Origin of the sequence: Collinsella sp. AM24-1, assembly GCF_003470325.1 — a bacterium.
Taxonomy (GTDB): domain Bacteria; phylum Actinomycetota; class Coriobacteriia; order Coriobacteriales; family Coriobacteriaceae; genus Collinsella.
On record NZ_QRHM01000002.1, the window covers coordinates 151,446 to 177,354 of the forward strand.

The following is a 25,909-nucleotide window of genomic DNA, read 5'->3' on the forward strand; positions in this document are numbered from 1 at the left end:
ACCCGCCACCGGATGTGTCGGTGGCGGGTGTTGTTACCCGAGGGGATTGTACCCGATGGGAAAGGTTTAAGCGAAGTAGGCCACGCCGCTCTCAAAGATCGGCATGAACTTATCGCCGGGGACATGCTCGGGCACGTTGCGGTACAGGTTGTCGCCGCGACGCTCGGCATGGCCCATCTTGCCCAGGACGCGGCCGTCGGGGCTCGTGATGCCCTCGATGGCGAGTGCGGAGCCGTTGGGGTTGACGGAAAGATCCATGCTGGGCTTTCCGTCTTCACCCACGTACTGCGTGGCGACCTGGCCGTTGGCGATCAGCTGGGCGAGCACCTCGTCATTGGCGACAAAGCGGCCCTCGCCGTGGCTGATGGCGACGGTGTAGGGGTCGTCCAGGCTGCACTGCGAAAGCCACGGGGACAGGTTGGACGAGATACGGGTGCGCACCAGACGGCTCTGGTGGCGACCGATGGTGTTGAACGTCAGCGTGGGCGCATCGGGCGTGGCGTCGACGATGTCGCCGTAGGGCACCAGGCCGAGCTTGATCAGGGCCTGGAAGCCGTTGCAGATGCCCAGCATCAGGCCATCGCGGGCCTTGAGCAAGTCGCGGACTGCCTCGGTGACCTCGGGAGCGCGGAAGAACGCCGTGATGAACTTGGCAGAGCCGTCGGGCTCGTCGCCGCCCGAGAAGCCGCCGGGGATCATAACGATCTGGCTTGCACGGATGCGGCGCGCAAGCTCGTGGGTGCTCTCGGCGACGGCCTCGGGCGTGAGGTTGTTGATCACGAAGGTGTCGGCCTCGGCACCGGCGGCACGGAAGGCGCGGGCGCTGTCGTACTCGCAGTTGTTGCCGGGGAACACGGGGATGATCACGCGCGGGCGGGCGATCTTGGCGCCGCCGAACACGTGGATATCCTTGGCGCGGAAGTCGATGGTCTCGACCTCGGGGGTCTCGCCGGTGCTGCGGTAGGTGAAGACGCCCTCGATGTCGCTCTCCCAGGCCTCCTGGAGCTCGGCGAGCTCGATGACCTCGGAGCCGGTGTCGATGACATAGCCCTCGACGGTGGTGCCCAGGGGCTCGACGACAACGCCGTCGGCGACTTCGGGCAGCTCGGCGTCCTCGGCGAGCTCGACGATAAAGCTGCCGTAGAGCGGGGTGAAGAGGCTCTCCACGTCCACGTCCTCGGCAAGCTCGATACCGATCTGGTTACCGACGCACATCTTAAAGAGGCTCTCGGCGCCGCAGCCGTAGCCGGGCGTGGAGACGGCCAGGGCGTCGCCGGTAGCGGTGAGCGCCTCGACGGCGTCAAACGCGGCGAGCAGCTGCTGGGCATCGGGGCGGTAGTCCTCGCCATAGGTGGCGGGGGCGATACGGACGACGCGGTGTGTGAGGCCCTTGAACTCGGGGGAGACAGCGCGGGCCGCCTTGCCCACGGCGACAGCGAAGCTGATCAGGGTCGGCGGAACGTTGAGCTCGCCGGCCTCGTCCTCAAACGAGCCGCTCATGGAGTCCTTGCCGCCGATGGCGCCGGCACCCAGGTCGACTTGGGCCATGAGGGCGCCCAGGACGGCTGCCGTGGGCTTGCCCCAGCGCTCGGCCTCGGTGCGCAGACGCTCGAAGTACTCCTGGAAGGAGAGATAGGCGCGCTTGTGCTCAAAGCCGGCAGCCACGAGCTTGGCGATGGACTCGACCACGGACAGGTAGGCGCCCGCAAACTGGTCGGCCTCCATCAGATAAGGGTTGAAGCCCCATGCCATGGCACTCGCCGTGGTGGTCTCGCCGTCCACGGGGAACTTGGCGACCATGGCCGAGCTGGGGGTGAGCTGCGTCTTGCCGCCAAAGGGCATGAGCACGGTCGCGGCGCCGATGGTGGAGTCGAAGCGCTCGGAAAGGCCCTTGTTAGAAGCGACGTTGAGGTCGGTGACGAGCGAGGTCATGCGCTCGGCGAGCGTGGTACCGGCCCAGCTGGGCTGCCACACACTGCGGACGCAGACGTGGACGACCTGGTGCTTGGGCGCACCGTTGGAGTTGAGGAACTCGCGGGACAGATCGACGATGGCGACGCCGTTCCAGGCCATGCGCATGCGCGGCTCGGCGGTAACCTCGGCGATAACGGTCGCCTCCAGGTTCTCCTCGGCGGCGTAGCCCATGAACTCCTCGACGTCACCGTCGGCGACGGCGCAGGCCATGCGCTCCTGGGATTCAGAGATGGCGAGCTCGGTGCCGTCAAGACCGTCGTACTTTTTGGTCACGGTATCAAGGTCGACATACAGGCCGTCGGCAAGCTCGCCTACGGCGACCGAGACACCGCCAGCGCCAAAGTCGTTGCAGCGCTTGATCAGACGGCAGGCATCGCCGCGGCGGAACAGGCGCTGCAGCTTGCGCTCGACCGGGGCGTTGCCCTTCTGGACCTCGGCGCCCGATGTCTCGATGGACTCGGTGTTCTGGGTCTTGGAGGAGCCGGTGGCACCGCCGATGCCGTCACGGCCGGTGCGGCCACCCAAAAGGATGATCTTGTCGGTGGGGGCGGGGCACTCGCGACGCACGTGGTTTGCCGGGGTAGCGCCCACGACGGCGCCGACCTCCATGCGCTTGGCGACGTAGCCGGGGTGATAGAGTTCGTTGACCTGACCGGTGGCAAGGCCGATCTGGTTGCCGTAGCTGGAGTAGCCGGCGGCAGCAGTGGTCACGAGCTTACGCTGCGGCAGCTTGCCCTCGAGCGTCTCGGACACGGGGACGGTGGGGTCGCCGGCGCCGGTGACACGCATGGCCTGGTACACGTAGCTGCGGCCCGACAGCGGGTCGCGGATGGCACCGCCCACGCAGGTGGCGGCACCGCCGAAGGGCTCGATCTCGGTCGGGTGGTTGTGGGTCTCGTTCTTAAAGAGGAACAGCCAGTCCTGGTCCTCGCCGTCGACATCGACCTTCACCTTGACGGTGCAGGCGTTAATCTCCTCGGACTCGTCGACATCGGTCATGACGCCGGTCTTCTTGAGGTACTTGGCGCCGATGGTGCCCATGTCCATGAGGCAGACGGGCTTGGTGTCGCGACCGAGTTCGTGGCGCATCTCCATGTAGCGGTCGAAGGCCTGCTGCACCACGGCGTCGTCGATCGTCACGTCGTCCAGGACGGTGCCGAAGGTGGTGTGGCGGCAGTGGTCGGACCAATAGGTGTCGATCACGCGGATCTCGGTGATGGTGGGGTCGCGATCTTCATCGCGGAAGTACTGCTGGCAGAAGGCGATGTCCGCCTCGTCCATGGCAAGACCGCGATCGGAGATAAAGGCGGCAAGACCGGCCTCGTCGAGCTCGCGGAAGCCGTCAAGCACCTCGACGGGCGCAGGCTCGGGGGTCTCCATGTGCAGCGTCTCGGGCAGGTCGAGCGAGGCGATGCGCGCCTCGACGGGGTTCACCACGTAGTGCTTGATGGCCTCGATGGCGGCCTCGTCCAGGGCGCCCGAGATCATATAGACCTTGGCGGAGCGTACGGCGGGGCGCTCGCCCTGGCTGATGAGCTGCACACACTCGCTGGCGGAGTCGGCGCGCTGGTCAAACTGGCCAGGCAGGAATTCGACGGCAAAGACGGCGCCGTCGCTTGCGGGGAGCTCGTTGTAGGTCACATCGACCTGGGGCTCGCTAAAGACGGTCGGCACGCAGGAGCGGAACAGCTCCTCATCGATGCCCTCGACGTCGTAGCGGTTGATAATCCTCAGGGCCTCGATGCCCTTGATGCCGAGAATCTCGGTCAGCTCGCCCTTGAGCTGCTGAGCCTCGACGTCGAACCCGGGTTTCTTCTCCACGTAGATACGAGAGACCATTGGTTCCTGCCTTCCTGATCGGTTGGGCGTACGGTGCGGTATGCGGCAGCGGTCGGTTTGCGGGGCAAGCCTCGCGGTCGCCTTGAGCCGCATACTTTTAAACCTCACTATGATACGACAGCTCGTGGCGCGTTGAGGACGGCGAGGGTGCTACAGTGGAGCGCAAACAAGAGAAAGGCATCACATGGCATTTGTTTCGCTCGCCATCATCGCACTCGTGGCCTTTGCAAGCCCCTTCATCGCCTCGGCGATTCCCGGAAAACCCGTTCCCGAGACGGTCTTTTTGCTCGTGTTTGGCGCGGTGCTGGGACCTCATATGCTCGGCATTATCCATGTGGATGCCGAGGTCTCGCTCGTGTCCGAGCTCGGCCTGGCCTTTTTGTTCCTGCTTGCCGGCTTTGAGATCGATCCCAAGAACATCACGGGCATCGAGGGGCGTTACGGCATGGCGACGTGGGTCGTCACGTTTGGCATCGCCTGGCTTGCCGTGCGCTTTACCCCGTGGTTTTCGGTCAGTCATTTTGATGGCATCGCCGTGACGCTGGCGTTGACCTCGACGGCGCTTGGGGCGCTCATGCCCATCTTGCGCGAGCGGTCGCTTGCCGGGACGCGCGTCGGCGATTCGATTCTTGCCTACGGTACGTGGGGTGAGCTTGGCCCCGTGCTCGCCATGTCGGTGCTGCTGTCTGCCCGTGCGGGTATCGAGACGTTGCTGATCTTGGGCCTGTTCGCCGTGGTGTGTGTGCTGCTTGCCGTGGTCCCCAGCCGCTCCAAGCGTATCGGCAGCCGCTTCTTTGCCTTTATTCAGGAGCGCGCCGATACGACTTCCCAAACGTTCGTGCGCCTTACGGTGCTCATCTTGGTCACGCTCGTGGCGTTTTCCGCCATATTTAGCCTCGATATCGTGCTGGGCGCTTTTGCGGCGGGCTTTGTCCTGCGCTATATCATCCCCGAGGGCAACCATACGCTCGAGCTTAAACTCGATGGCCTTGCCTATGGCTTTTTAATCCCGGTGTTCTTTACCGTGTCGGGTGCCAAGATCGACCTGACGGCTGTAGCATCGCGCCCTGGCCTGCTCGTGGGCTTTATCGTGGCGTTGCTGGTTATCCGCGCCGTGCCCATTCTTATTTCTATGAGCATTTGTCCTGCGACGCGCGATGTGTCGGCGTATGGCCGCATTACCGTGGCCCTGTACTGCACCACGGCGCTGCCGATTATCGTCGCCGTGACGAGCGTCGCTGTCAACGCCGGCGCATTATCACAGGGCGTCGCTTCGGTTATGGTGGCGGCCGGCGCCATCACGGTGTTCCTGATGCCACTGCTCGCGCAGCTCTTCTACCGCGTGGTCGATGCCGCGCCGGTTGCCGCCGTGGCAGAGGTTGCCGAGCATCCATCCGATGCGCTCGACATCCTGCGTGCCCATCACGATTTGGCGAGCCTGCTCGCACGCGAGCACGAGCTGCTGACCTCGCATGGTCACGGTCGCACGCTCGACGGCATACCTACCCTTGATTCCATTGCCGACCGCCTCTCGGCCGAGGCGGCAAGCGGGCACATCGATGCCCGTATCGTGGACGCCGCCCATTTGCTGGCCGAAAAGACTTACGGCGACGAGATCGACCCCGGCAAGCTCACCCCGCGTGAGCGCCGCCGCCTGGAGCGCGCCAAGCTCGCCGTGCGCGAATACCGCCGCCGCATGCTGGAGCTTTACGCACACGAAGAGGCCCAGGACGACGACGGCAGGTAGCCAACGTCGCCGCGGAAAATGCATCCCGGAATTGGCGTCTAGAGTGGGATGCGCTTTCCACGAGAAGTCCGTTGCGGAAAGCGCATCCCGGAATCCGGACCCAGAATGGGACATAGTTTCCGAAAGAAGGCTCTGGGGGAAGCTGCGCCCCGTTCTGAGCTGAAATACCGGGACGCAGTTTCCCATACAAACAGAACAAAGGCGCGCCGCCAGCAGTTGATGCAGGAAGCGCGCCTTTTAGTTGAGCAATGTTGAGGCTGGGAGCTGAGGCTTGTGGTCCCTTAAGAGCGGGCAGCTCCGTCGACGGGGAGCACAGCGCCCGTAACGTAGGCGGCCATGTCGCTCGCTAGGAAGACAAAGGCGTTGGCGACATCCTCGGGCTCGCCCATGCGGCCGAGCGGGATGGTAGCGATGATGGGCTTGATGACTTCTTCGGGCAGGTTGGCGACCATGTCGGTCCTGGTTACGCCGGGGGCGACGGCATTGACGCGAATGCCCACGGGGGCGAGCTCGCGTGAGAGCGACTGGACCATGCCGTTGACGGCGAACTTGGACGTGGGATAGCCAACGCCGGAGGGCTGACCGTACTTAGCGACCATCGAGCTCGTGGTGGTGATGGTGCCACCGTGGCCGGCTTCGGTCATGATCTTGGCAGCGGCCTGGTGACCATTAAAGACGGCGACGACGTTGAGGTCCATGACCTTGGCGAACTCCTCGGCCGTGTAGTCCAAAAGGGGCGAGCGCTGGGAGATACCGGCATTGTTGACGACCGTGTCGAGACCGCCCATGTCGGCTGCGGCCTGCGTAAAGGCCTCGGTTACGGCCTCGAGTGAGGTGAGGTTGCACGAACGCCCCCAGATCTTTGCCTCGGGATAGGCGGCGGCGAGCTTCTCAACGGCCGCGTCGGCGGTTTCCTGACGCGAACCAAAGACGGTGACGGCGGCGCCTTCCTCGATAAAACGGCAGGCGATGGCATAGCCGATACCGCGCGTGCCTCCGGTGATGATTGCTTTCTTACCCTCGAGCAACATGGTGCCTCCATTCTTCGGGGGTGGACATACGCAGCACAGCATAACGGCGCGCAAAATCAACTTCGTTCGCATATCGGTAAACGGCACCCTCGGTTGTCAGCGAATGGCCAAGTTGTTCAAACTTTTGCTTGATGAACGCAATGGGCGGTTTCAAACAAAGGGGCTCCCATCCAAACGGACGGGAGCCCCTCAGGTGCTATGTTGTGTGCCAAGGACTGGACTAGTTCGCCATGACGCCTTCGGTCCAGGCCTCGACGTCCTCGATGCGCAGGACGTTGGCGACCTCGGCCACGCAGTCGACGCTGGCAAGCTCGGCGGCGGCAGCCTGGACGTCCTTCTCGAGTGCGCGGTGCGTCAGGAAGATGACCGAGCAGGCATCGCTGACGCCCGACTTGCCGTCCTCGACCTGGTTGATGAGCGAGATCGAGATGTTGTGCTTGGCAAAGATGTCGACCGTCTCGGACAGGGCGCCCACGCGGTCGGCGACCTTCAGGCGCACATAGTACTTGGTCTGGAGCTCGTCCATGGGCTTAAAGGCGAGGTTGTGGCCATAGGGCTCAATCTCGGGCAGCGGAGCCACGCCGCGGCTGATCTGCTCGGAGAGCGACAGGATATCGCCCACGACGGCGCTCGCGGTGGGGAAGGAGCCTGCGCCGGCACCGTAGAACATGGTCTCGCCCACGGCGTCGCCCACCACGTAGACAGCGTTCATGGCGCCGTTGACCTTGGCAAGCATGTGGTCGGCGGGGATCAGCGTGGGATGCACCCGGACGTCGACGCCGGCGTCGGTGTTGCGTGCGATGCCCAGCAGCTTGATGGTGTAGCCGAGCTCGCGGGCCTGGGCAATGTCCTCGGCGCCGATGGTACGGATACCCTGCTGGTAGACATCGTCGGTGGTCACGCGGGTGCCAAAGCCGATGGAAGCGAGGATGGCCGTCTTGCTGGCGGCGTCGAAGCCGTCGACGTCGGCGGACGGGTCGGCCTCGGCATAGCCCTTTGCCTGGGCGTCGGCGAGCACGTCAGCGTAATCGGCGCCCTCGGCGTCCATGCGCGACAGGATGTAGTTGGTGGTGCCGTTGAGAATGCCAGCGATGGTCAGGATCTTGTTGCCCACCAGGTCGTGCTCAAGCGTGCTCACGATGGGGATGCCGCCGCCGCAGCTGGCCTCGCACTTAATCTGCACGCCACACGCGCGCGCCTTCTCGGCAAGCGTCTCGACGTGACGGCCCAGCAGAGCCTTGTTGGCAGAGACGACATGCTTGCCGTGCTCAAAGGCGGTGGTGAAGATCTCGGTTGCGGGATGCTCGCCGCCGATCAGCTCGACGACGATGTCGACGGCGGGGTCGGTGACGACATCGTGCCAGTCACTCGTAAAGGCCTCGCGCTCAATACCGGCTGCCTCGGCCTGCTCCCAGGCAAGCGCGCAGGCGCGGGTCAGCTTAAGGTCGATGCCGTAGGCGGCCAGGTACTCATCGTGGTGGCTCTTGATCAGACGGGCCACGCCGCCGCCGACGGTCCCCAGACCGATCAGACCGACGTTCACGGTGCGCAGGGATTCGCTCATAGATAGCTCCTTCGTGCATCTTATGGATGGATTAACCGCTTAAAGGTTGAGTGCATTCTAGCGTGAACCGAGGGCGCATGCTCGCCAGGCAACAGGAGTCGCACAAAACGGCACCCCCGAAACGCTGCGGAAACATTGGAAACATGCTCGCTACAAATGAACTTCCGTAACAAACTGTCAACGTTTGCGCCATAAGGTTTGCCCCGTACCGCAAAACAGCCGCACCGCGGCCAGCGAAAAGGGGGACACCATGTTTATTAAGAGCGGGAACGCTTGTAACAGAATGGAAACATTACTTTTACACAATAAAGTGGCATTACTGCATAAAAAAATAGAAATACGCAGAAATATGGATAAATGAACAAATCCAAAGAAAAGTTGAAATATTCGCCACTTTTCCTAACTAAAGCGTCTACTATTTTGCGAACGCCGAACACGGCGAAGGATGGCCTGTCGGGTAACCGAAACCCGACGAGATTTGAGAGGAGAGCCGCATGTCGAGCCTCACCGGTAAGTCATTGAACCCTGTTATGAATCGCAGGAGCGTTATCGCGAGCGCAGCAGGTCTGGGGGCGATGTCCATTCTAGCTGGCTGCTCCTCCAACGGCGGCGACAGCGGTTCCGCGTCGGGCGACGCTTCGTTTAAGATCGGCACCATCGGCCCGCTGACCGGCGCCAACGCGTCCTACGGCAAGTCCGTTACACAGGCTGTCGAGCTTGGCTGCAAGGATTTCTCGACTAAGGAGCTGCCGCTTGTCAGCAAGGCCGAGGACGACCAGGCTGACGGTGAGAAGGCCGTCAACGCCTTCAACACCCTGCTCGACTGGGGCATGCAGGCCCTCGTCGGTCCGACCACCACGGGTGCGTCGGTCGCCGTTGCCGCCGAGTGCGGCAACGACCCCGAGACGTTCATGATCACCCCGTCTGCGTCCTCCGAGGACGTTACCAAGGGCAAGGATTGCGTCTTCCAGGTTTGCTTTACCGACCCCAACCAAGGTGTCAACGCTGCCAAGTTCCTGGCAGAGAAGTATGCGAACGAGAAGTTCGTGCTGTTCTATAACTCCGGCGATGCCTATTCTTCGGGCATCGCAGATTCCTTTAAGGCCCAGGCCGCTAAGTCTAAGCTTGAGATTGTCGACGAGGAGACCTTTAAGGACGACTCCGCCACGAGCTTTACCAACCAGCTGACCAAGGCCAAGCAGGCAGGCGCCACCATGATCTTTGCGCCGATCTACTACACGCCGGCGTCCGTCCTGCTCAAGAACGCCAAGGACATGGGCTACGACGTCAAGATGATGGGCTGCGACGGCATGGACGGCATCCTGGGCGTTGAGGGCTTCGACACCTCTCTTGCCGAGGGCCTGCTGCTTATGACCCCGTTCTCCGCCGACGACGAGAAGAACGCCGACTTCGTCAACGCTTACAAGGATAAGTACGGTGATACCCCCGACCAGTTTGCCGCCGACGCCTACGACGGCGTGCATGCTGTGGTCGAGGCTCTCAAGGAGGCCGGCCTGGGCGTCGACGCCGACCCCACCGAGGTTGCCGAGAAGCTGCCTAAGGCTATGCTCAAGATTACTGTTGACGGCCTGACTGGCAAGCTCTCCTGGAACGACAAGGGTCAGGTCCAGAAGGACCCGACGGCGTACGTCATTACCGACGGCAAGTACGTACAGGCCTAATAGGCCGCCTTACATAGAGCGGTTTTGATCCCAAGCAGGGGAGGTTTTGGCCTTCCCTGCTTGCTTGGTATCTAGGGACGATGTAACGTCCCTGTTTCATACATCAACTGGAAACCTATTCGAAAGGGGGATGTGGAACATGACGGTCTTTATCCAATACCTGGTCAACGGCCTGTCCATGGGCAGCGTCTACGCCATCATCGCGTTGGGCTACACCATGGTCTACGGTATCGCCAAGATGCTCAACTTCGCTCACGGCGACGTCATCATGGTCGGTGCCTATGTCTCGTTCTGCGCCACGTCGTATCTCGGCCTCCCGGGCTGGGCATCTGTAGTTCTCTCTTGTGTGGTCTGCACGGTTCTCGGTGTTCTCATCGAGGGTCTGGCATACAAGCCGCTGCGTCAGGCGGGCCCGCTGGCCGTTCTGATCACGGCCATCGGCGTGTCCTACTTCCTGCAGAACGCCGCGCAGCTCCTGTGGGGCGCCACGCCCAAGAACTTCACTTCGCTCGTCACCTTCCCGGTGCCGGAGTTCTTGGCCAAGTTCAACGTAAGCGCCGTTTCGCTCGTCACCATCGTCGCCTGCCTGGTTATCATGGCCGGTCTGATGTTCTTTACAGGTAAGACCAAGATGGGCAAGGCCATGCGCGCCGTGTCCGAGGACAAGTCCGCCGCTCAGCTCATGGGCATCAACGTCAACCGCACTATTTCGATGACCTTTGCCATCGGCTCCGCCCTTGCCGCCATCGCCGGCGTGCTCCTGTGCTCCTACTCGCCGGTCCTGCAGCCCACCACGGGCGCCATGCCTGGCATTAAGGCCTTCGACGCCGCCGTCTTCGGCGGCATCGGCTCCATCCCCGGTGCCTTTGTCGGTGGCATTCTCATCGGCATCATCGAAGCGATGGCGCAGGCTTACATTTCCACGAGCCTTGCCAACTCCATCGTCTTTGGTGTTTTGATCATCGTCCTGCTCGTCAAGCCTGCCGGCCTCTTGGGCAAGTACGTCCCCGAGAAGGTGTAGGTGAGCGTTATGAAGTTCCTTAAAGACAAGCAGACGCGTCACGACTTTGTCACGTACGCCATGTGCATCGTGGCATTCGCCATCGTGTTCTTTATGCAGTCCAACCATATGATCCCGCGCATGATCGCCGGCCAGTTGGTTCCCATCACGGCCTACATCGTTATGGCCATCTCGCTCAACCTCGTTGTCGGCATCGCGGGCGACTTGTCGCTGGGCCACGCGGGCTTTATGAGCGTCGGCGCCTATACGGGCATCGTTACCGCGGTTGCCCTCGAGAGCGCCGTCCCCTCCGATCCAATACGTCTTGTCATCAGCATTGTGGTCGGCGCTATCGCCGCTGCCATCTTGGGCTTCTTGATCGGTATCCCGGTCCTGCGCCTGAGCGGCGACTATCTGGCCATCGTGACCCTGGCTTTTGGCGAGATCATCAAAGAGATCGTCACCTGCCTCATTGTGGGTGTCGACTCCCGCGGCCTGCATGTGATCTTTAACATCACGGGCAACTCCACGATCGACGACCTGCACCTGCTCGAGGACGGCACCGCCATCATCAAGGGCGCCCAGGGTGCCTCGGGCGTGTCGACGTACTCGACCTTCCTCGCCGGTGCCATCCTGGTCATGGTCGCGCTCGTGATTGTACTCAACCTGGTGCGCAGCCGTACCGGCCGTGCCATCATGGCCGTGCGCGATAACAAGATTGCAGCCGAGTCCGTAGGCATCTCCGTCACCGAGTACCGCATGATCGCCTTCGTGGTTTCCGCTGCCCTCGCCGGTGCTGCCGGAGCTCTCTTCGGCGGTAACTTCTCGCAGCTCTCCGCCACCAAGTTCGACTTCAACACGTCGATCCTCATCCTGGTGTTCGTGGTCCTGGGCGGTCTGGGCAACATGCGCGGCTCCGTCATCGCGGCGGCGTTGCTCACGGTGCTTCCTGAGCTGCTCCGTCAGTTCTCGGACTACCGCATGCTCATCTACGCCATCGTGCTGATCCTGGTCATGATCTTTACCAACAACCCGCAGCTCAAGGCGTTCTTCGGTCGCGTCAAGGACCGTTTTGCTTCCAAGAAGGAGGTGGCAGCCGATGCCCAGTAAATTTGAGTTCAACAAGGGCAAGATGGTCCCGTATCCTTCTGGCGCCATCGTTCCCGATCGCGACCTGGGCCAGCGCCCGGCGCTCGAGTGCATCCACCTGGGCATTGAGTTCGGCGGCCTCAAAGCGGTCGACGACTTTAGCCTGACTATCGGCAAGACCGAGATCGCCGGCCTGATCGGCCCCAATGGTGCTGGTAAGACCACGGTCTTCAACCTGCTCACCAAGGTGTACCAGCCCACGCACGGCACCATCCTGCTCGACGGTGAGGACACCTCGGGCAAGTCGGTCTACCAGGTCAACCGCATGGGTATTGCCCGCACCTTCCAAAACATCCGCCTGTTTAACACCATGACGGTGGAGGATAACGTTAAGGTCGGCCTGCATAACCAGGAGCGTTACTCCGGCTTTGAGGGCGTGCTGCGCCTGCCGACGTATTGGAAGCACGAGAAGGCCGCCCACGAGCGCGCCATGGAGCTGCTGTCCATCTTTGATATGGAGCATCTGGCAAATGAGCAGGCCGGCTCGCTGCCTTACGGCGCTCAGCGTCGTCTGGAGATCGTCCGTGCGCTTGCCACCAACCCCAAGCTGCTGCTGCTCGACGAGCCTGCCGCCGGCATGAACCCGTCCGAGACCGCCGAGCTCATGGAGAACATCGTCAAGATTCGTGACACCTTCGGCATCGCCATCATGCTTATCGAGCACGACATGTCGCTCGTTATGAACATCTGTGAGGGCATCTGCGTGCTCAACTTTGGTAAGGTCATCGCCAAGGGCACGGCCGAGGAAATCCAGAACAACGACGCCGTTATCGAGGCGTATCTGGGCAAGCAGGATAAGGGGGAGAACTAAATGGCAGAGCCGATGCTTTCCGTCTACAACATCAACGTCTGGTACGGTGCCATCCACGCCATCAAGGACATCTCCTTTAACGTCAACGAGGGCGAGATCGTGGCTCTGATCGGTGCGAACGGTGCCGGCAAGTCCACAACGCTCAAGACCGTCTCGGGCCTGCTGCGCTCCAAGACCGGCTCCATCAAGTTTATGGGCGAGGACATTACTCATACGCCCGCCGATAAGCTGGTTGGTAAGGGCCTGGCCCAGGTGCCCGAGGGCCGTCGCGCCTTTTTGCAGATGACGGTCGAGGAGAACCTGGAGATGGGCGCCTACACGCAGCCCAAGTCCACGGTTGCTCCGGGCCTTGAGCGCGTCTACGAGCAGTTCCCGCGCCTGAAGGAGCGCCGTCGCCAGGTCGCCGGCACCCTTTCGGGTGGCGAGCAGCAGATGCTCGTTATGGGCCGCGCCCTTATGAGTAACCCCAAACTGCTTATGCTCGACGAACCTTCCATGGGTCTGGCGCCGATTCTGATTGAGCAGATCTTCCAGATTGTCGAGGACCTGCACAAGGCCGGCACCACGGTGCTTCTGGTCGAGCAGAACGCGCAGATGGCACTCTCGATCGCCACGCGCGGCTACGTGCTCGAGACCGGCAAGATCACCATGACCGGCACGGGCCAAGAGCTCCTGCACGACGATAACGTCCGCAAAGCCTACCTGGGCGGTTAACTAGTTACGCGGTTTTACCAAACCGCGTAACGGCTCGACGCTGCAAGCCCGCCAGAGCGGCAATCTGCCTTTCAACTTCGGCGGCATGACCAGAAGGTCAATGCCGCCTTGTTTCAAGGCACCTTGCTCGCTCTGGCGGGCTTTCGCTGTCGTTGTCAAAACATCGACGTTGTGGCAGATGCCAACGACTACCCCTTTAAGTTGCGGTGGAATAGGGACTAAATGGGAGCCTCAGAGGCCAAAAGAGTCCTTATTCCACCGCAACTTCATGGGGGTGTGTGACAATGCCCGTCGGAAAACATCTGCTGTCTTCGGGGGTCTATCTATGCTGTACGAGTTTTGTGCCGAGAACTTTGAGCGGGTGCCGGCGGCCATTAAGGCCGGTGCGAGTCGTATTGAGCTGTGCGACAACCTTGCCGTTGGCGGCACCACACCTTCCGCCGGCGTTATCAGCGCTACGGTCAGCTACGCTCACGAGCACGATGCGCGGGTGATGTGCATGATTCGTCCGCGTGGTGGCGACTTTCATTACAACCAGGATGAGCTGCGCATGATGGAGATGGACCTGGGCCTTGCTGTGAGCGCCGGCGTTGACGGCCTGGTCTTTGGCTGCTGCAAGCCCTGTGCCGGCGGCTGGGCGCTCGACGAGCTCACTCTCGGCGCCCTCGTTATGGCTACGGGCTGCGCGACCGAGGAGTGCAAGCGCGAGTCCCTTGACATCACCTTCCACATGGCATTTGACCAGCTCTCGCCCGAGGCTCAGCTCGATGCGATTGATACACTTGCCGACTGCGGCGTTACGCGCATCCTGACGCATGGCGGCGCGGCCGGTACGTCGATCGAGGATAATTTCGATCACCTGGCTCGTTTAATCGAGTATGCGGGCGATCGGTTGACCATCCTTCCCGGCGGCGGTATCACCACGGCCAACCGCGAAACCGTGGCGGCGGCACTGGGCGTCTCCGAGCTCCATGGCACCAAGATCGTGCCGCTGGAGGTGTAACCTGTGGCACTGGTATTTGACGTTCAGCAGGCGAGCGGCAAGCCCGACGATAATCGTCGCCCGGGCACCGCGTGTCCCTTTTGCGACACGGAGGGGCTCGCCAACATCATCCAGCGCGATGGTGACTGCATTTGGCTCGAGAACAAGTTCAAAACCCTGCGCGCCACCCGTCAAACCGTGTTGATTGAATCGGCAGATCACGATGCCGACTTGGTGACCTATGCGCCAGACGAGCTGCATCATGTGATGCGGTTTGCCCTGGGCTGTTGGCAGCAGATGATCGATTCCCAACAGTACCGCAGTGTGCTCATGTACAAGAACAAAGGCCCGCTTTCGGGCGGCAGTCTCGTCCATCCACACATGCAGATTGTGGGCTTGGAGCAGGAAGACGGCTATGCTTCGCTGACTTCCGCCAATTTCGAAGGCATCAATGTTTGGCAACAGGGGAGAATCTCGGTCAACATCTCAACCGAACCGATTATGGGATTCTTTGAGGTTAACGTCTCGGCTCCACAGGGAATCGCCGCCAGCGACGACGCCCGCGACCAAGCCGAAGCGGACCTGTTTGCCGACGCGATTCAGGTGGCCCTGCGCTATATCCTGCACGAGCACCACGGCGGCCGCGCGGAGTCGTACAACTTGTTCTTCTACCACATGGACGGCCGGACCATTGCCAAGGTGTTGCCGCGTTGGGTGGTTTCGCCCTACTTTGTCGGTTATCGTTTGGCCCAGGTCAATGCCGAGACCACGCTCGATATCGATGCAGAGCGCCTGCGTGCGCATCTGGAAACGCTCGCATAGCGAGGCGAACGCCTGCGAAAAGTGTGCTGCCTAGCGTGCCATGGCGTCGCGGCCGGCCTCGACGCGCTTGCGCTGGGCGGCGCGCTCCTCGCCGGTTAGACGCTCAAAGAGATGCCCGATAAACGAGGCAAGTACCTGCTGAAACAGCGTTCCGCACATGACGGGAAACACGACCTCGCCGGGAAAATACTGCGTGGCGATGACGGCGCCCGAAGAGATATTGCGCATGCCGCAGGTAAAGCACATGGTGGTCGTCTCGCTATACGGCAGGTGCAACGCGCGGGCGACCAGAATGCCGACGACAAAGCCGCTGATGGCGAAGGTCAAAATAAAGAGGGCGACTTCCAGGCGCACCGCATTCATGTGCAGCACGTACTCGCTCATGGCGGTGGAGTTGGAGGCGATGACACCCATCATCATGAACTTGCAGGCGGGCGAAAGCGCGGGGGAGAGTTTCTCGTGTCCCCATCCGCGCGTGAACTCGTTGATCACGATGCCGAGCACGGCGGGGATGGCGATCATAAAGGCCATGTTCTGCATCATGCCCGGAACATCGATTGCAACGGTGGCACCCAGCAGGAGCTTAAGCGTGAGCGGAATCGTGACGGGCGAGATGACCGAGGACGTCAGGATGATGGTGAGCGCGAGCGGGCCGTTGCCGCCGAACATGCTGATCCACATAAAGGCGGTGACTGCCACGGGTACGCTGTACTCGAGCACGATGCCGCAGACAAGGTTTGGGTTGGAACCAAAGAACAGTGAGCCCATGGCATACGCCGCGATGGGGATGAGCACGGCCGAGACAAATAACGCCAAAATCAGATGCAGGGGACGGCGGAACACCTCGGCCACCTGGTGAAAGGTGTTGCTGAGCGCACCTTGGAACGTCATAAAGGCAAACAGGGCGGGAACGATTGGCTTGAGCACGCCGATCTGCTGGGGAAAGAGCACGCCGAGCGTCACGCAAATCGGAACGATGACCTGCATGTGCCCCGCGAGAAACTTGCCCAGTCCAACCCATTGCTTCATATGCTCTTGTGACTCCCTTTGCTCGTGAATCCGTTTTGAATGGATATGCTAGACGCTCGCATGCGTCCGTGCGTCAGAAACGCTCGAATATTTCGAGGCTATTACCGCCCTCGTTTATCGAAACCGCGGCGTGCTGGACGTTGTGCGTCCGTGCCGCACGGTATAATAAATCCGTTCAACAGATCTGCCTGCCGAAGCGGGCATACACAGAGGACTCATCGCTATGAACCGTGAGAGGTATCGCGGCGACCTGCCCCTATCGGGGGTGGGCGCCTATGTCATCGCTTAAGACGACGCATCGCTGGGCGGTCGCTCGGCAAAACCCCGAGCTCGAAAAGGAGTTTTCGGCTGGCCTGGGCATACCCGGGCTGGTGGCGCGCATTATGGTTGCGCGCGGCATTACATCCATCGAAGAAGGCCAGCTGTTTTTGACGCCTTCGCTCGATCGCGACTGGGCCGACCCGCTCGTTATTCCGGGCATGGCGGTCGTCGCCGACCGCGTTGAGCGCGCTATTCGCAGCCACGAGCACATTGCGGTCTTTGGCGATTTTGATGTTGACGGTATTACGTCGACCTGCCTGTTGACCGAGGCATTGCGCACGTTTGGCGCCGATGTCACGCCGTTTATTCCGCATCGCTTTGACGAGGGCTACGGCCTGTCGCGTGCGGCGCTCGACCGCGTCAACGAGCTCGCCCAACCCAACCTGATTGTGACCGTCGATAACGGTATTGCCGCCAAGGAAGAGGTTTCCTATCTGGAGAGCCTGGGGATCGATTTGGTGGTCACGGACCATCACGAGCCCTCCGACCAGGTGCCGCAGGGCGTGCCCCTGACCGACCCCAAGCTCGAGGACGAGGGTCCCTCGCGCGAGCTTGCCGGTGCCGGCGTGGCGCTCAAGCTGGTGCAGGTCCTGGGCGAGCGTTTGGGCAAGCCGTCGTATTGGCGTTCGCTGATAGAGGTCGCAGCGCTGGGCACCGTGTCCGACATGATGCCGCTCACGCCCGAGAATCGCGCACTGGTCGCCGAGGGCATCCAGCAGATGCGCGTGACGGCCCGCCCCGGCTATATCGCGCTTGCCGCACTTGCCAAGGCCGACCTTTCTACCATTACGGCCGACGGCCTGTCGTTTTCGCTCATCCCTCGTCTGAATGCTGCCGGCCGCATGGCTGATCCCAAGCTGGCGCTCGACCTGCTGCTTGCCCGCGACCCCATCGAAGCGAGCGCTCTTGCCGCCGAGCTCGAGGAAATCAATCGCCAACGCCGCGAGATCGAGGCCGAGCTTACGCGCGATGCCATGGCGAAGGTCGAGGAGACTTATGACGGCGGGCGCGCAATCGTCGTGGGCGGTGAGGGCTGGCACGAGGGCGTCAAGGGCATCGTGGCGAGCCGCCTGGCCAATCGCTACCACGTGCCGGCGCTGCTCTTCTCGATTGAGGACGGCATTGCACGCGGATCGGGCCGCTCGGTGGGCAAAGTCAACCTGTTCGACGCCGTCGAGCGTTGCTCCGACCTGCTGATTCGCCGCGGCGGGCATGCCGGTGCGGTGGGCGTGACCATCGAGGCGTCCAAGCTCGATGAGTTCCGTCGTCGCCTTTCCGCCGTGCTGTCCGAGCTTCCCGCCGAGGACTTTGAGGACACCGACGAGGTTGCCGCCACCGTCGACCTCTCCGAGCTGAATATCGAGACTATCGAGCAGATTTCTCGTCTTGAGCCGTTTGGCCAGGGCAATAAGGTGCCGCTTCTGGCCGCCGAGGGCGTGACGATGTGCGATCGCGCCGTGGTGGGCAAAACCGGCGAGCACATGCGCTTTGTGGCGACCGATGGCGCCGCGAGTGTGCCGGCCATCATGTTTCGCGTGCCGCAGATCGATAGGCTCATCAATTGCGACAGCGCCGTCGACTTGGTGTTCGAGGCCGTGGCCGAGCATTGGCAAGGTCGCGTAAAGCCAAAGCTCATGATCAAGGATGTCTTGGTCCGCGATACCACGGCGCCCAGCGTTGGCGACCCGGCATGTGAGCTTCGCCGCGGCGTGGAGCCTGCGGACGCCGGTCTTCGTCTGGAGTCCCGCAAGCGCCAAACGCTCGCCCAGCTTTCCTATACCGAGCTCACGCGCTCGCTTATCCATAGCTTTATCGGCTCGAACCAGCCACATCGCGCGCAGGTCGAGGCACTCGACGCGCTCGCCGACCACCAGAGCGTTTTGGCCGTTATGGGGACGGGACGTGGTAAGTCGCTCATCTTCCATGTGCACGCCGCGCGCGAGGCGGTCCTTCGAGGGCGTGCGAGCATCTTTGTCTATCCGCTGCGCGCACTCGTTGCCGACCAGGCCTATCATCTTTCATCGACGATGGCTGCGCTCGGCATTGGCGTCGGCGTGCTGACCGGCGAGACCGTGGAAGCAGCGCGCGATGACGTGTTTGCCGACCTGGCTTCGGGCCGCACCGGCATCGTGCTCACGACGCCTGAGTTCCTGTCTATTCACCGCGACCGCTTTGCGCGCTCGGGGCGTATCGGATTTGTCGTTATTGACGAGGCGCACCATGCCGGTCTTGCCAAGGGCGGCGACCGAAGCGCATACCTCGACATGCCCGATATCCTCAAGGCCCTGGGCGATCCGGTCGTTCTGGCCACGACTGCCACCGCAACGGCTCCGGTCGTGGCCGAGCTTGCCCGCATGCTGCCGATTACTCGCACGGTGGTCGACGAGACGGTGCGCGAGAACCTGCAGCTCGAGGACGACCGCGACCTTGCGAGCCGCGAGAACCGTTTGGTGTCGATCGTGGCGACGGGGGAGAAGACCGTCATTTACGTCAATTCGCGCGACCAGTCCGTGGCGCTCGCCAAGACGTTGCGCAAGCGTGTGCCCGATTGCGCAACCCATATCGCGTTCTATAACGCGGGGCTTGCGCGCTCCGATCGCCGCCGCGTGGAGGAAGCATTCCGAGACGGAAGCCTCAGCTGCATCGTTTCGACCTCCGCCTTTGGCGAGGGCGTGAACCTGCCCGATATCCGCCATGTCGTGCTGTACCACATGCCGTTTGGCGCCATTGAGTTCAACCAGATGAGCGGGCGTGCCGGTCGCGATGGACAGCCCGCCGTGATCCACCTGCTCTATTCGTCGCGCGACGCCCGCATCAACGAGCGCCTGCTCGACTGCTACGCACCCGAGCGCGACGAACTCGTCACACTCTATCGTGCGCTGCAGACCATGTGGCGCTCCAACCGCGGTAAGACCGGGGATGATTCATTCTGCGCAAGCGATATCGACATCGCGCAGATGTGCCTTGCCATCGATGCTCGCACGCCGGTCGACGAGCGCTCGGTGGAAAGTGGCCTGGGAATCTTCGAAGAGCTTGGTTTCTGTCGCGTTTCGGGGTTTGACGACACCCGTCGCATCGCGATGGCCGAAAACCCCGGCCGCGTGCAATTGAGCAGGTCAATTCGCTATTTGGAGGGCTTGCGCTCGCGCATGGAGTTCTCGGCTTTCCGGAGCTGGGCGCTCGACTCGTGCGCTTCTGATATGCTAGCCAAAGTTAACCGCCCGATCGTACCGCGGGCCTAGGGGAAGGGGACCTCGATGGATGCCGCAGCCCGTACCGCCCATGATTCCACCCTCCAACCGTTCTCGGAGATGGAGCACTATAAGCATGCCGATGAGCTGCCGCCCGAGATTATGGCGGACAGCTACGACAAGTTGGAGCGCCTGTGCCTCAAATATATGAATGAGGACGACTTCTCCAAGGTGGAGCAAGCCTACTGCTTTGCCGCCGAGAAGCACTGCAACCAAAAGCGCCGCTCGGGTGAGATGTACATCAACCATCCCGTCGAGGTGGCCATCATTTTGGCCGATCTCAAGATGGACTGCGATGTAGTGTGCGCCGCGCTGCTGCACGATACCGTCGAGGATACCGAGACCTCGCTTGCCGATGTTTCCGGCCTGTTTGGCGATACGGTGGCCGAGCTCGTCGATGGCGTGACCAAGCTCACCAACATCGAAGTCGACAGTATGGACGAGAAACAGGCGCTCACGCTGCGAAAGATGTTCCTCGCCATGTCCAAGGACATCCGCGTCATCATCGTTAAGCTTGCCGACCGTCTGCACAACATGCGCACCCTTGCAGCCCTGCGTGAGGACCGTCGCCTGTTTAAGGCTCGCGAGACCATGGACGTGTATGCGCCCCTGGCCGACCGTCTGGGCATGAGCTCCATTAAATGGGAGCTCGAGGACCTGTCCTTCTTCTACCTGGAGCCCGATGCCTACCAGCGCATCGCACGCATGGTGGCGGAGTCGCGCGAGGTCCGTGAGCGCTATCTGGCCGAGACCATCAAGACGCTCACCGACGAGCTCAACCGCATTGGCCTGGAAGACTTCCAGATCAACGGCCGTTCCAAGCACTATTGGTCCATCTACCAAAAGATGAAGCGCAAGGGCAAGGAATTCTCCGAGATCTACGACCTGGTGGCACTGCGCGTCATCACGCATTCGGTGCGCGATTGCTACTCCACGCTCGGCGCGGTGCACACGCTGTGGCACCCCATGCCCGGCCGCTTTAAAGACTATATCGCCATGCCCAAGGTCAATAACTACCAGTCGCTCCACACGACGGTCATCGGCCCCACGGCTCGCCCGCTCGAGATTCAGATTCGTACCTACGAGATGCACGAGCAGGCCGAGTACGGCATTGCCGCCCACTGGCTATATAAGAAGTCGGGCGGATCGTCTGCTTCCAAGACCAATGACGCTCAACGTTTGGACGACCAGATCAACTGGCTCAAGCATTCGCTCGATTGGGCGGCTTCCGACGAGATCACCGATGCCAAGGAATACCTGCATTCGCTGAAGGTCGACCTCTTCGATCAGGAGATCTTTGTCTTTACGCCCAAGGGCGAGGTCATGGCGCTTCGTGCCGGCTCCACGCCGCTCGACTTTGCCTACGCCGTTCACACCGAGGTGGGAAACCATTGCGTCGGCGCCAAAATCAACGGTGCGGTGGCTCCGCTCACGCACGAGATTAAGACGGGTGACCGTGTCGAGATTCTGACTAACAAGAGTTCCAAGCCGTCGCGTGATTGGCTCAAGATCGTTAAGACACCTTCCGCCAAGTCAAAGATCCGCCGCTATTTTGCCGCTGCGACCAAGGACGACGACGCTGCTGCTGGTCGCGATATGCTGGCTAAGGACCTGCGTAAGCGTGGCTATGGCATTTCTACGCCGCGTTCGACGCGTGCGCTCAACGCCGTGGCGGAGCAGTTTAACTTCAAGCAGCTCGAGGACCTGTTTGCCGCCGTCGGCGCCGGCAAGGTTGCCCCGCGCGCTGTGGGCAATAAGGTCGAGCAAATCTTGGACCCCAAGCCCGAGGAACAGCTCACCAAGGCCGAGGCTATCGCCGAGGTCGTGAAGCAGCCTGCTCGCGGCTCCAACCGCAAGCCGCAAAAGCGCGGCAAGAGCGCCAGTAACGGCATTATCGTCAAGGGCGAGAGCAACAGCGGCCTACTGGTCCGTCTGGCTCATTGCTGCAACCCCGTGACGGGCGACGACATCGTCGGCTTCATCACGCGCGGTCGTGGCGTTTCGGTGCATCGCGCCAACTGTCCCAACGTCAAGGGTCTTATGGAGCATCCCGAGCGCATGATCGAAGTGGAGTGGGACGGCGCTGCCGACACCCTCTTCCAGGTCGAGATCGTGGTCGAGTGCCTGGACCGCATGGGCCTGCTCAAGGATGTCACCATTGCCATTGGCGATGCGGGCGGCAATATCCTTTCTGCCGCCACGTCGACCAACCGCGAGGGTATTGCAACCCTGCGCTTTATGGTCGAGATCTCGGACGCGAGTGGTCTGGATCCGCTGCTGGCCTCCATCAGCAGCGTTGACTCGGTCTACGACGCGCGCCGCCTGATGCCCGGTGAGGGTGGAGCCCAGCTTAAGCGCCGCGTTTAGTCGCGACGAACGTGTCACATTATCGATATTCGCTACACTCGAGGCATCGTTTGATGCCTCGAGTTCTATAGAGAGGAGAGGGACATGAGTGCTGTGTCCTTGGATTTAACTCCCAAGGGATCGGTCGAGATCGAGACGCTCGTAAACGGTCCCATTCAGACCAATAGCTATGCTGTTATTTCGGACAATGAGTGCGTGATTATCGATCCCGCATGGGAAGGCGAACGCCTGGTGGAGCATATTCGAGCCGAGCATCCCGGCGTACGCGTGTTTGGCGCCGTATGCACTCATGGCCATGCCGATCATGTTGGTGGTGTTGCAGGCGTGCGAACCACCGTTGGCGAGGGCTGCCAGTATGAGCTGTGTGCTAAGGATGTGGCGGTGCCGCATGCGAACATCGAGGAACAGCGAGCTATGTGGGGCATTGAGACGCCTGACCCCGGGGAGCCGACGCACCTGCTCGCCGAGGAAGATGCTATCAAGGTGGGCGATATCTACCTGCAGGTGATCGAGACGCCAGGGCATACGCCGGGCGGGATCGTCTTGTTTGCCGCCACCGAGCAGGGGAACATTGCCTTTGTGGGCGACACCATGTTTCCGGGTGGGCACGGCCGCACCGATCTTTCTGGAGGAGACGAGGCGGCGATTCTGCGCTCGCTCTCCAAGCTCGCCCGGCTTCTCCCGCCCGATACCGTTTGCCTAACCGGTCATGGCGATTCGACCACCATGGCACGCGAGCTCATGCAGAACCCTTTCATGCAGATTTAGCTTAATAGTCGGCTTTTGAAGCACGAGAAGCGTCCAAACGTCAAGCTATTTTTCCCCAACGGGTCGATTTCGTAGGGCAAACGGTCAAAAAAGTCTGTTTGGACGATATTCGTGAACAAACGAACGTTTATGCTCGGGTGCGCCGTGGTAAAATCTCAGGCGTTATCGGAGCAACCTTACAGGAGGTTTCTTTTATGCTCGTCAACGCAGCAGACATGCTCAAGAAGGCCGAGGCCGGCAAGTACGGTCTTGGTGCCTTCAACACCAACAACCTCGAGTGGACCCTGGCTATTCTCCAGGCCGCCGAGGAGGCCAAGTCTCCGCTGATCCTTCAGTGCACCGCTGGTGCCGCTAAGTGGATGGGCGGTTTCAAGGTCTGCGCCGACATGGTCAAGGCTGCCGTCGAGGCCACGGGCGTTACCGTTCCCGTCGCCCTTCACCTCGATCACGGTTCTTACGAGGACTGCTTCAAGTGCATCGAGGCCGGCTTCACGTCCATCATGTATGACGGCTCTCACGAGGAGACCTTCCAGCTTAACCTCGACCGCACCAAGGAGCTCGTTGAGCTTGCCCACTCCAAGGGCATGTCCATCGAGGCCGAGGTCGGCGGCATCGGCGGCACCGAGGACGGCGTGACCTCCAGCGGCGAGCTCGCTGATCCTGCTGAGTGCAAGCAGATCGCTGACCTGGGTGTCGACTTCCTCGCCTGCGGCATCGGCAACATCCACGGCGTGTACCCCGCCGACTGGGCTGGTCTTTCCTTCGAGCGTCTGGGCGAGATTAAGGCCCAGACCGGTGACCTGCCCCTCGTTCTGCACGGTGGCACCGGCATCCCCGAGGATCAGATCAAGAAGGCCATCTCCCTGGGCATCTCCAAGATCAACGTCAACACCGACCTGCAGCTCGTCTTCGCCAAGGGCGTCCGCGAGTACATCGAGGCTGGCAAGGATCAGCAGGGCAAGGGCTTTGACCCCCGCAAGCTCCTCAAGCCTGGTCGCGACAACATCGTTGCCCGCACCAAGGAGCTCATGGAGGAGTTTGGCTCCGTCAACAAGGCGTAAGTAGCGGTTTAACTTCCCGCCGGAGGCCCCGTTTCCCCTACGCTGTTTCCCTCGCGCTCACCTGGCTTCGCCAGAAGTCGCGCGACGGAATCAGCTCCGGGGAAACGGGGCCTCCTTCGTTAACTCGCTACAGGGTTACTGGGCTAAATTAAGATGGCTACTGGCTTCGCCAGAAGTCGCGCCAAGGAAGCAGTTCCGGGGGACGGGGCTTCCTTCGTTTAACGCCGCAGGGTTACGGGGCTGAGATAATTAAATAGGTACCGTTTATCGGCGTGTGGGGCTCCTTGGTTGGGGCTTTGTTTTTATGTCGGTACAATGTGCTTCAAGCGTTCTAGTGACTTGGAGTTTTGGTATGGCTGTTATTAATGTACTGCCTTCGGATGGGAAGGTTATTGACGAGGGTCCTGTTGGTTGCTCTGCTGATGTTCGCTGTGATGATTTTCGCCATCTCGATATTGGGCTACCCACTGAGATTCTTCGTCTTAAGGATGCCGGGTATTTGATGCAGGCTGTTGCTGCCTGCGATCGCCTTCTGGAGCAGAACCCCGAGCCTTCGCTGGCTGCTTGTGTTCGTGCCGAGCGGTATCGCATGCTCGAGACGCCGCTTCATTTTTCGGTGTCGCGCGATCAGGCTATTGCGATGATTCGCGAGGAGTGGCCAGAGTTTACCGAAGAGCAGTTTGATGACCTGATTAATCGTAAGCGTATTGACTGGCGCTTTATCGATGGCGAACTGTTCGTTCTCGACAACTTCCTCGATTCGCTTCGCGTATATCCCAAAGAGGTTCCCGGCATGCGGCCCGATTCTACGGACGGAATAGCACTGCGCAACGAGATGCTCAAGGAGATGGAGTCACAAAACGGATTGGCTCGCGTCATTACGCTTAAAGCGTCCGTGTCTGTCCCCGGTGCTCTGGAAGGGGAGACCGTTCGCGCGTGGCTACCCGTTGCCGCCGCCTGTCGTCAACAGTCTCATATCGAGGTTCTCGATATGACGCCGGAGGGTGCTGTTGCCCCCGCGAATGCTTCGGCGCGTACCGCCTCGTGGTCTTCTTCGAGTGAGCGCTCATTCTCGGTGACCTATCGCTATCAAATTGATGCCGCTTATCGTGATGTCTATGGGGGTGCGCTTCCGGTGCATCCTTACATGGACGCGCCACTGCCCGTGGACACCTCCGAGGACCGTCCGCACATTGCATTCACGCCGTATCTACAGCAGCTGACAGCCCGTGTCATTGACGGGCTCGAGGATCCGCTCGATCGCGCCCGTGCTATCTATGATTACCTGACGCAGTACATCGACTATCGCTATCAGCCGCCGTACTTGCTTTTGGGATCTATTGCCGATGACTGCGCGCATTCGCTCCGCGGCGATTGCGGCGTTATGGCGCTCACGTTTATCACCATGTGCCGTATCGCGGGCGTGCCTGCCCGTTGGCAGAGCGGCCTGTATGTTGCGCCCGATTCGGTGGGGTCGCACGACTGGGCAGAGTTCTATACGCCGCAGACCGGTTGGCTCAACGCCGACGTGTCATTTGGATCTTCTGCTCGCAGGATGGGGGAGGAGTGGCGCCGCCGTCACTACTTTGGCAATCTCGACCCGTGGCGTATGGTGGCCAACAATCGATTCCAGGCAGAGTTTGAGCCCTCTTTCGACGGCATGCGCGAGGACCCTTACGATAACCAGATGGGTGAGGCTTCGGTCGACGGTCGCGGATGCCGTCGGCGCGAGATGCTCCGCACGGTCGAACTCATCGGGTTGATTTTCAATCTCAACGCAACAGCCTGAACGGGCCC

The 25,909-nt window shown here is 61.2% G+C and carries 17 protein-coding genes; 13 read left to right on the top strand and 4 right to left on the bottom strand.

Annotated elements, in window-relative coordinates; translation table 11 throughout:
- Positions 1 to 66: 66 nt before the first annotated feature.
- Positions 67 to 3,813 carry a phosphoribosylformylglycinamidine synthase gene (locus tag DW661_RS01480; protein ID WP_118934271.1) on the bottom strand — a complete coding sequence of 1,249 codons (3,747 nt, stop codon included), beginning with the start codon at positions 3,811 to 3,813 and terminating at the stop codon, positions 67 to 69.
- A 184-nt stretch (positions 3,814 to 3,997) separates the two neighbouring features.
- On the opposite strand from DW661_RS01480, the gene DW661_RS01485 reads away from it, so the two are divergent.
- Positions 3,998 to 5,560, top strand: a complete 1,563-nt coding sequence (locus tag DW661_RS01485; RefSeq protein WP_118934273.1) for a cation:proton antiporter — start codon at positions 3,998 to 4,000, stop codon at positions 5,558 to 5,560.
- Between the two features lie 281 nt (positions 5,561 to 5,841).
- Here DW661_RS01485 and DW661_RS01490 read toward each other — a convergent pair whose 3' ends face one another.
- Both DW661_RS01490 and DW661_RS01495 read right to left on the bottom strand, forming a co-directional pair.
- Complete coding sequence (locus DW661_RS01490) at positions 5,842 to 6,591, bottom strand: SDR family NAD(P)-dependent oxidoreductase (RefSeq protein WP_006234445.1); 750 nt, start codon at positions 6,589 to 6,591, stop codon at positions 5,842 to 5,844.
- A gap of 220 nt (positions 6,592 to 6,811) precedes the next feature.
- Positions 6,812 to 8,155 carry a homoserine dehydrogenase gene (locus DW661_RS01495; RefSeq protein ID WP_118934275.1) on the bottom strand — a complete coding sequence of 448 codons (1,344 nt, stop codon included), beginning with the start codon at positions 8,153 to 8,155 and terminating at the stop codon, positions 6,812 to 6,814.
- A 494-nt stretch (positions 8,156 to 8,649) separates the two neighbouring features.
- On the opposite strand from DW661_RS01495, the gene DW661_RS01500 reads away from it, so the two are divergent.
- From DW661_RS01500 to DW661_RS01530, 7 genes are all read left to right on the top strand, one after another.
- Positions 8,650 to 9,837, top strand: a complete 1,188-nt coding sequence (locus tag DW661_RS01500; RefSeq protein WP_117635471.1) for an ABC transporter substrate-binding protein — start codon at positions 8,650 to 8,652, stop codon at positions 9,835 to 9,837.
- A 139-nt stretch (positions 9,838 to 9,976) separates the two neighbouring features.
- Positions 9,977 to 10,858, top strand: coding sequence for a branched-chain amino acid ABC transporter permease (locus tag DW661_RS01505; RefSeq protein ID WP_117635470.1), 882 nt, complete (start codon positions 9,977 to 9,979; stop codon positions 10,856 to 10,858).
- Between the two features lie 9 nt (positions 10,859 to 10,867).
- Complete coding sequence (locus DW661_RS01510) at positions 10,868 to 11,947, top strand: branched-chain amino acid ABC transporter permease (protein WP_117635469.1); 1,080 nt, start codon at positions 10,868 to 10,870, stop codon at positions 11,945 to 11,947.
- The gene (locus DW661_RS01515) at positions 11,937 to 12,797 is read left to right on the top strand and encodes an ABC transporter ATP-binding protein (protein WP_089573307.1); all 861 of its coding nucleotides are present in this window, start codon (positions 11,937 to 11,939) and stop codon (positions 12,795 to 12,797) included. Before DW661_RS01510 ends, DW661_RS01515 begins: the two co-directional genes overlap by 11 nt.
- A gap of 12 nt (positions 12,798 to 12,809) precedes the next feature.
- Positions 12,810 to 13,511, top strand: coding sequence for an ABC transporter ATP-binding protein (locus DW661_RS01520; protein ID WP_035137222.1), 702 nt, complete (start codon positions 12,810 to 12,812; stop codon positions 13,509 to 13,511).
- A 325-nt stretch (positions 13,512 to 13,836) separates the two neighbouring features.
- Positions 13,837 to 14,514 (top strand): copper homeostasis protein CutC, encoded by a 678-nt coding sequence (locus DW661_RS01525; RefSeq protein WP_118934277.1) that lies wholly within the window; start codon positions 13,837 to 13,839, stop codon positions 14,512 to 14,514.
- A 3-nt stretch (positions 14,515 to 14,517) separates the two neighbouring features.
- On the top strand, positions 14,518 to 15,315 hold the full coding sequence (locus DW661_RS01530) for a DUF4931 domain-containing protein (protein ID WP_118934279.1): 798 nt from the start codon (positions 14,518 to 14,520) through the stop codon (positions 15,313 to 15,315).
- 30 nt (positions 15,316 to 15,345) lie between these two features.
- Here the strand turns inward: DW661_RS01530 and DW661_RS01535 are convergent, their stop codons facing one another.
- Positions 15,346 to 16,344: a bile acid:sodium symporter family protein gene (locus DW661_RS01535; protein ID WP_118934280.1), complete on the bottom strand. Its 999-nt coding sequence runs from the start codon at positions 16,342 to 16,344 to the stop codon at positions 15,346 to 15,348.
- A gap of 275 nt (positions 16,345 to 16,619) precedes the next feature.
- Here DW661_RS01535 and recJ point away from each other — a divergent pair, with 275 nt between their 5' ends.
- From recJ to DW661_RS01560, 5 genes are all read left to right on the top strand, one after another.
- Entirely contained in the window at positions 16,620 to 19,907 is a 3,288-nt protein-coding gene (gene recJ / locus DW661_RS01540) for a single-stranded-DNA-specific exonuclease RecJ (RefSeq protein WP_118934282.1), read from the top strand.
- A gap of 15 nt (positions 19,908 to 19,922) precedes the next feature.
- On the top strand, positions 19,923 to 22,283 hold the full coding sequence (locus DW661_RS01545; protein WP_089573299.1) for a bifunctional (p)ppGpp synthetase/guanosine-3',5'-bis(diphosphate) 3'-pyrophosphohydrolase: 2,361 nt from the start codon (positions 19,923 to 19,925) through the stop codon (positions 22,281 to 22,283).
- Between the two features lie 84 nt (positions 22,284 to 22,367).
- Positions 22,368 to 23,051: an MBL fold metallo-hydrolase gene (locus tag DW661_RS01550; protein ID WP_118934284.1), complete on the top strand. Its 684-nt coding sequence runs from the start codon at positions 22,368 to 22,370 to the stop codon at positions 23,049 to 23,051.
- Between the two features lie 194 nt (positions 23,052 to 23,245).
- Positions 23,246 to 24,112 carry a class II fructose-1,6-bisphosphate aldolase gene (gene fba / locus DW661_RS01555; protein ID WP_035137086.1) on the top strand — a complete coding sequence of 289 codons (867 nt, stop codon included), beginning with the start codon at positions 23,246 to 23,248 and terminating at the stop codon, positions 24,110 to 24,112.
- A 352-nt stretch (positions 24,113 to 24,464) separates the two neighbouring features.
- Positions 24,465 to 25,901 (top strand): transglutaminase-like domain-containing protein, encoded by a 1,437-nt coding sequence (locus DW661_RS01560; RefSeq protein ID WP_118934286.1) that lies wholly within the window; start codon positions 24,465 to 24,467, stop codon positions 25,899 to 25,901.
- Positions 25,902 to 25,909: the final 8 nt, after the last annotated feature.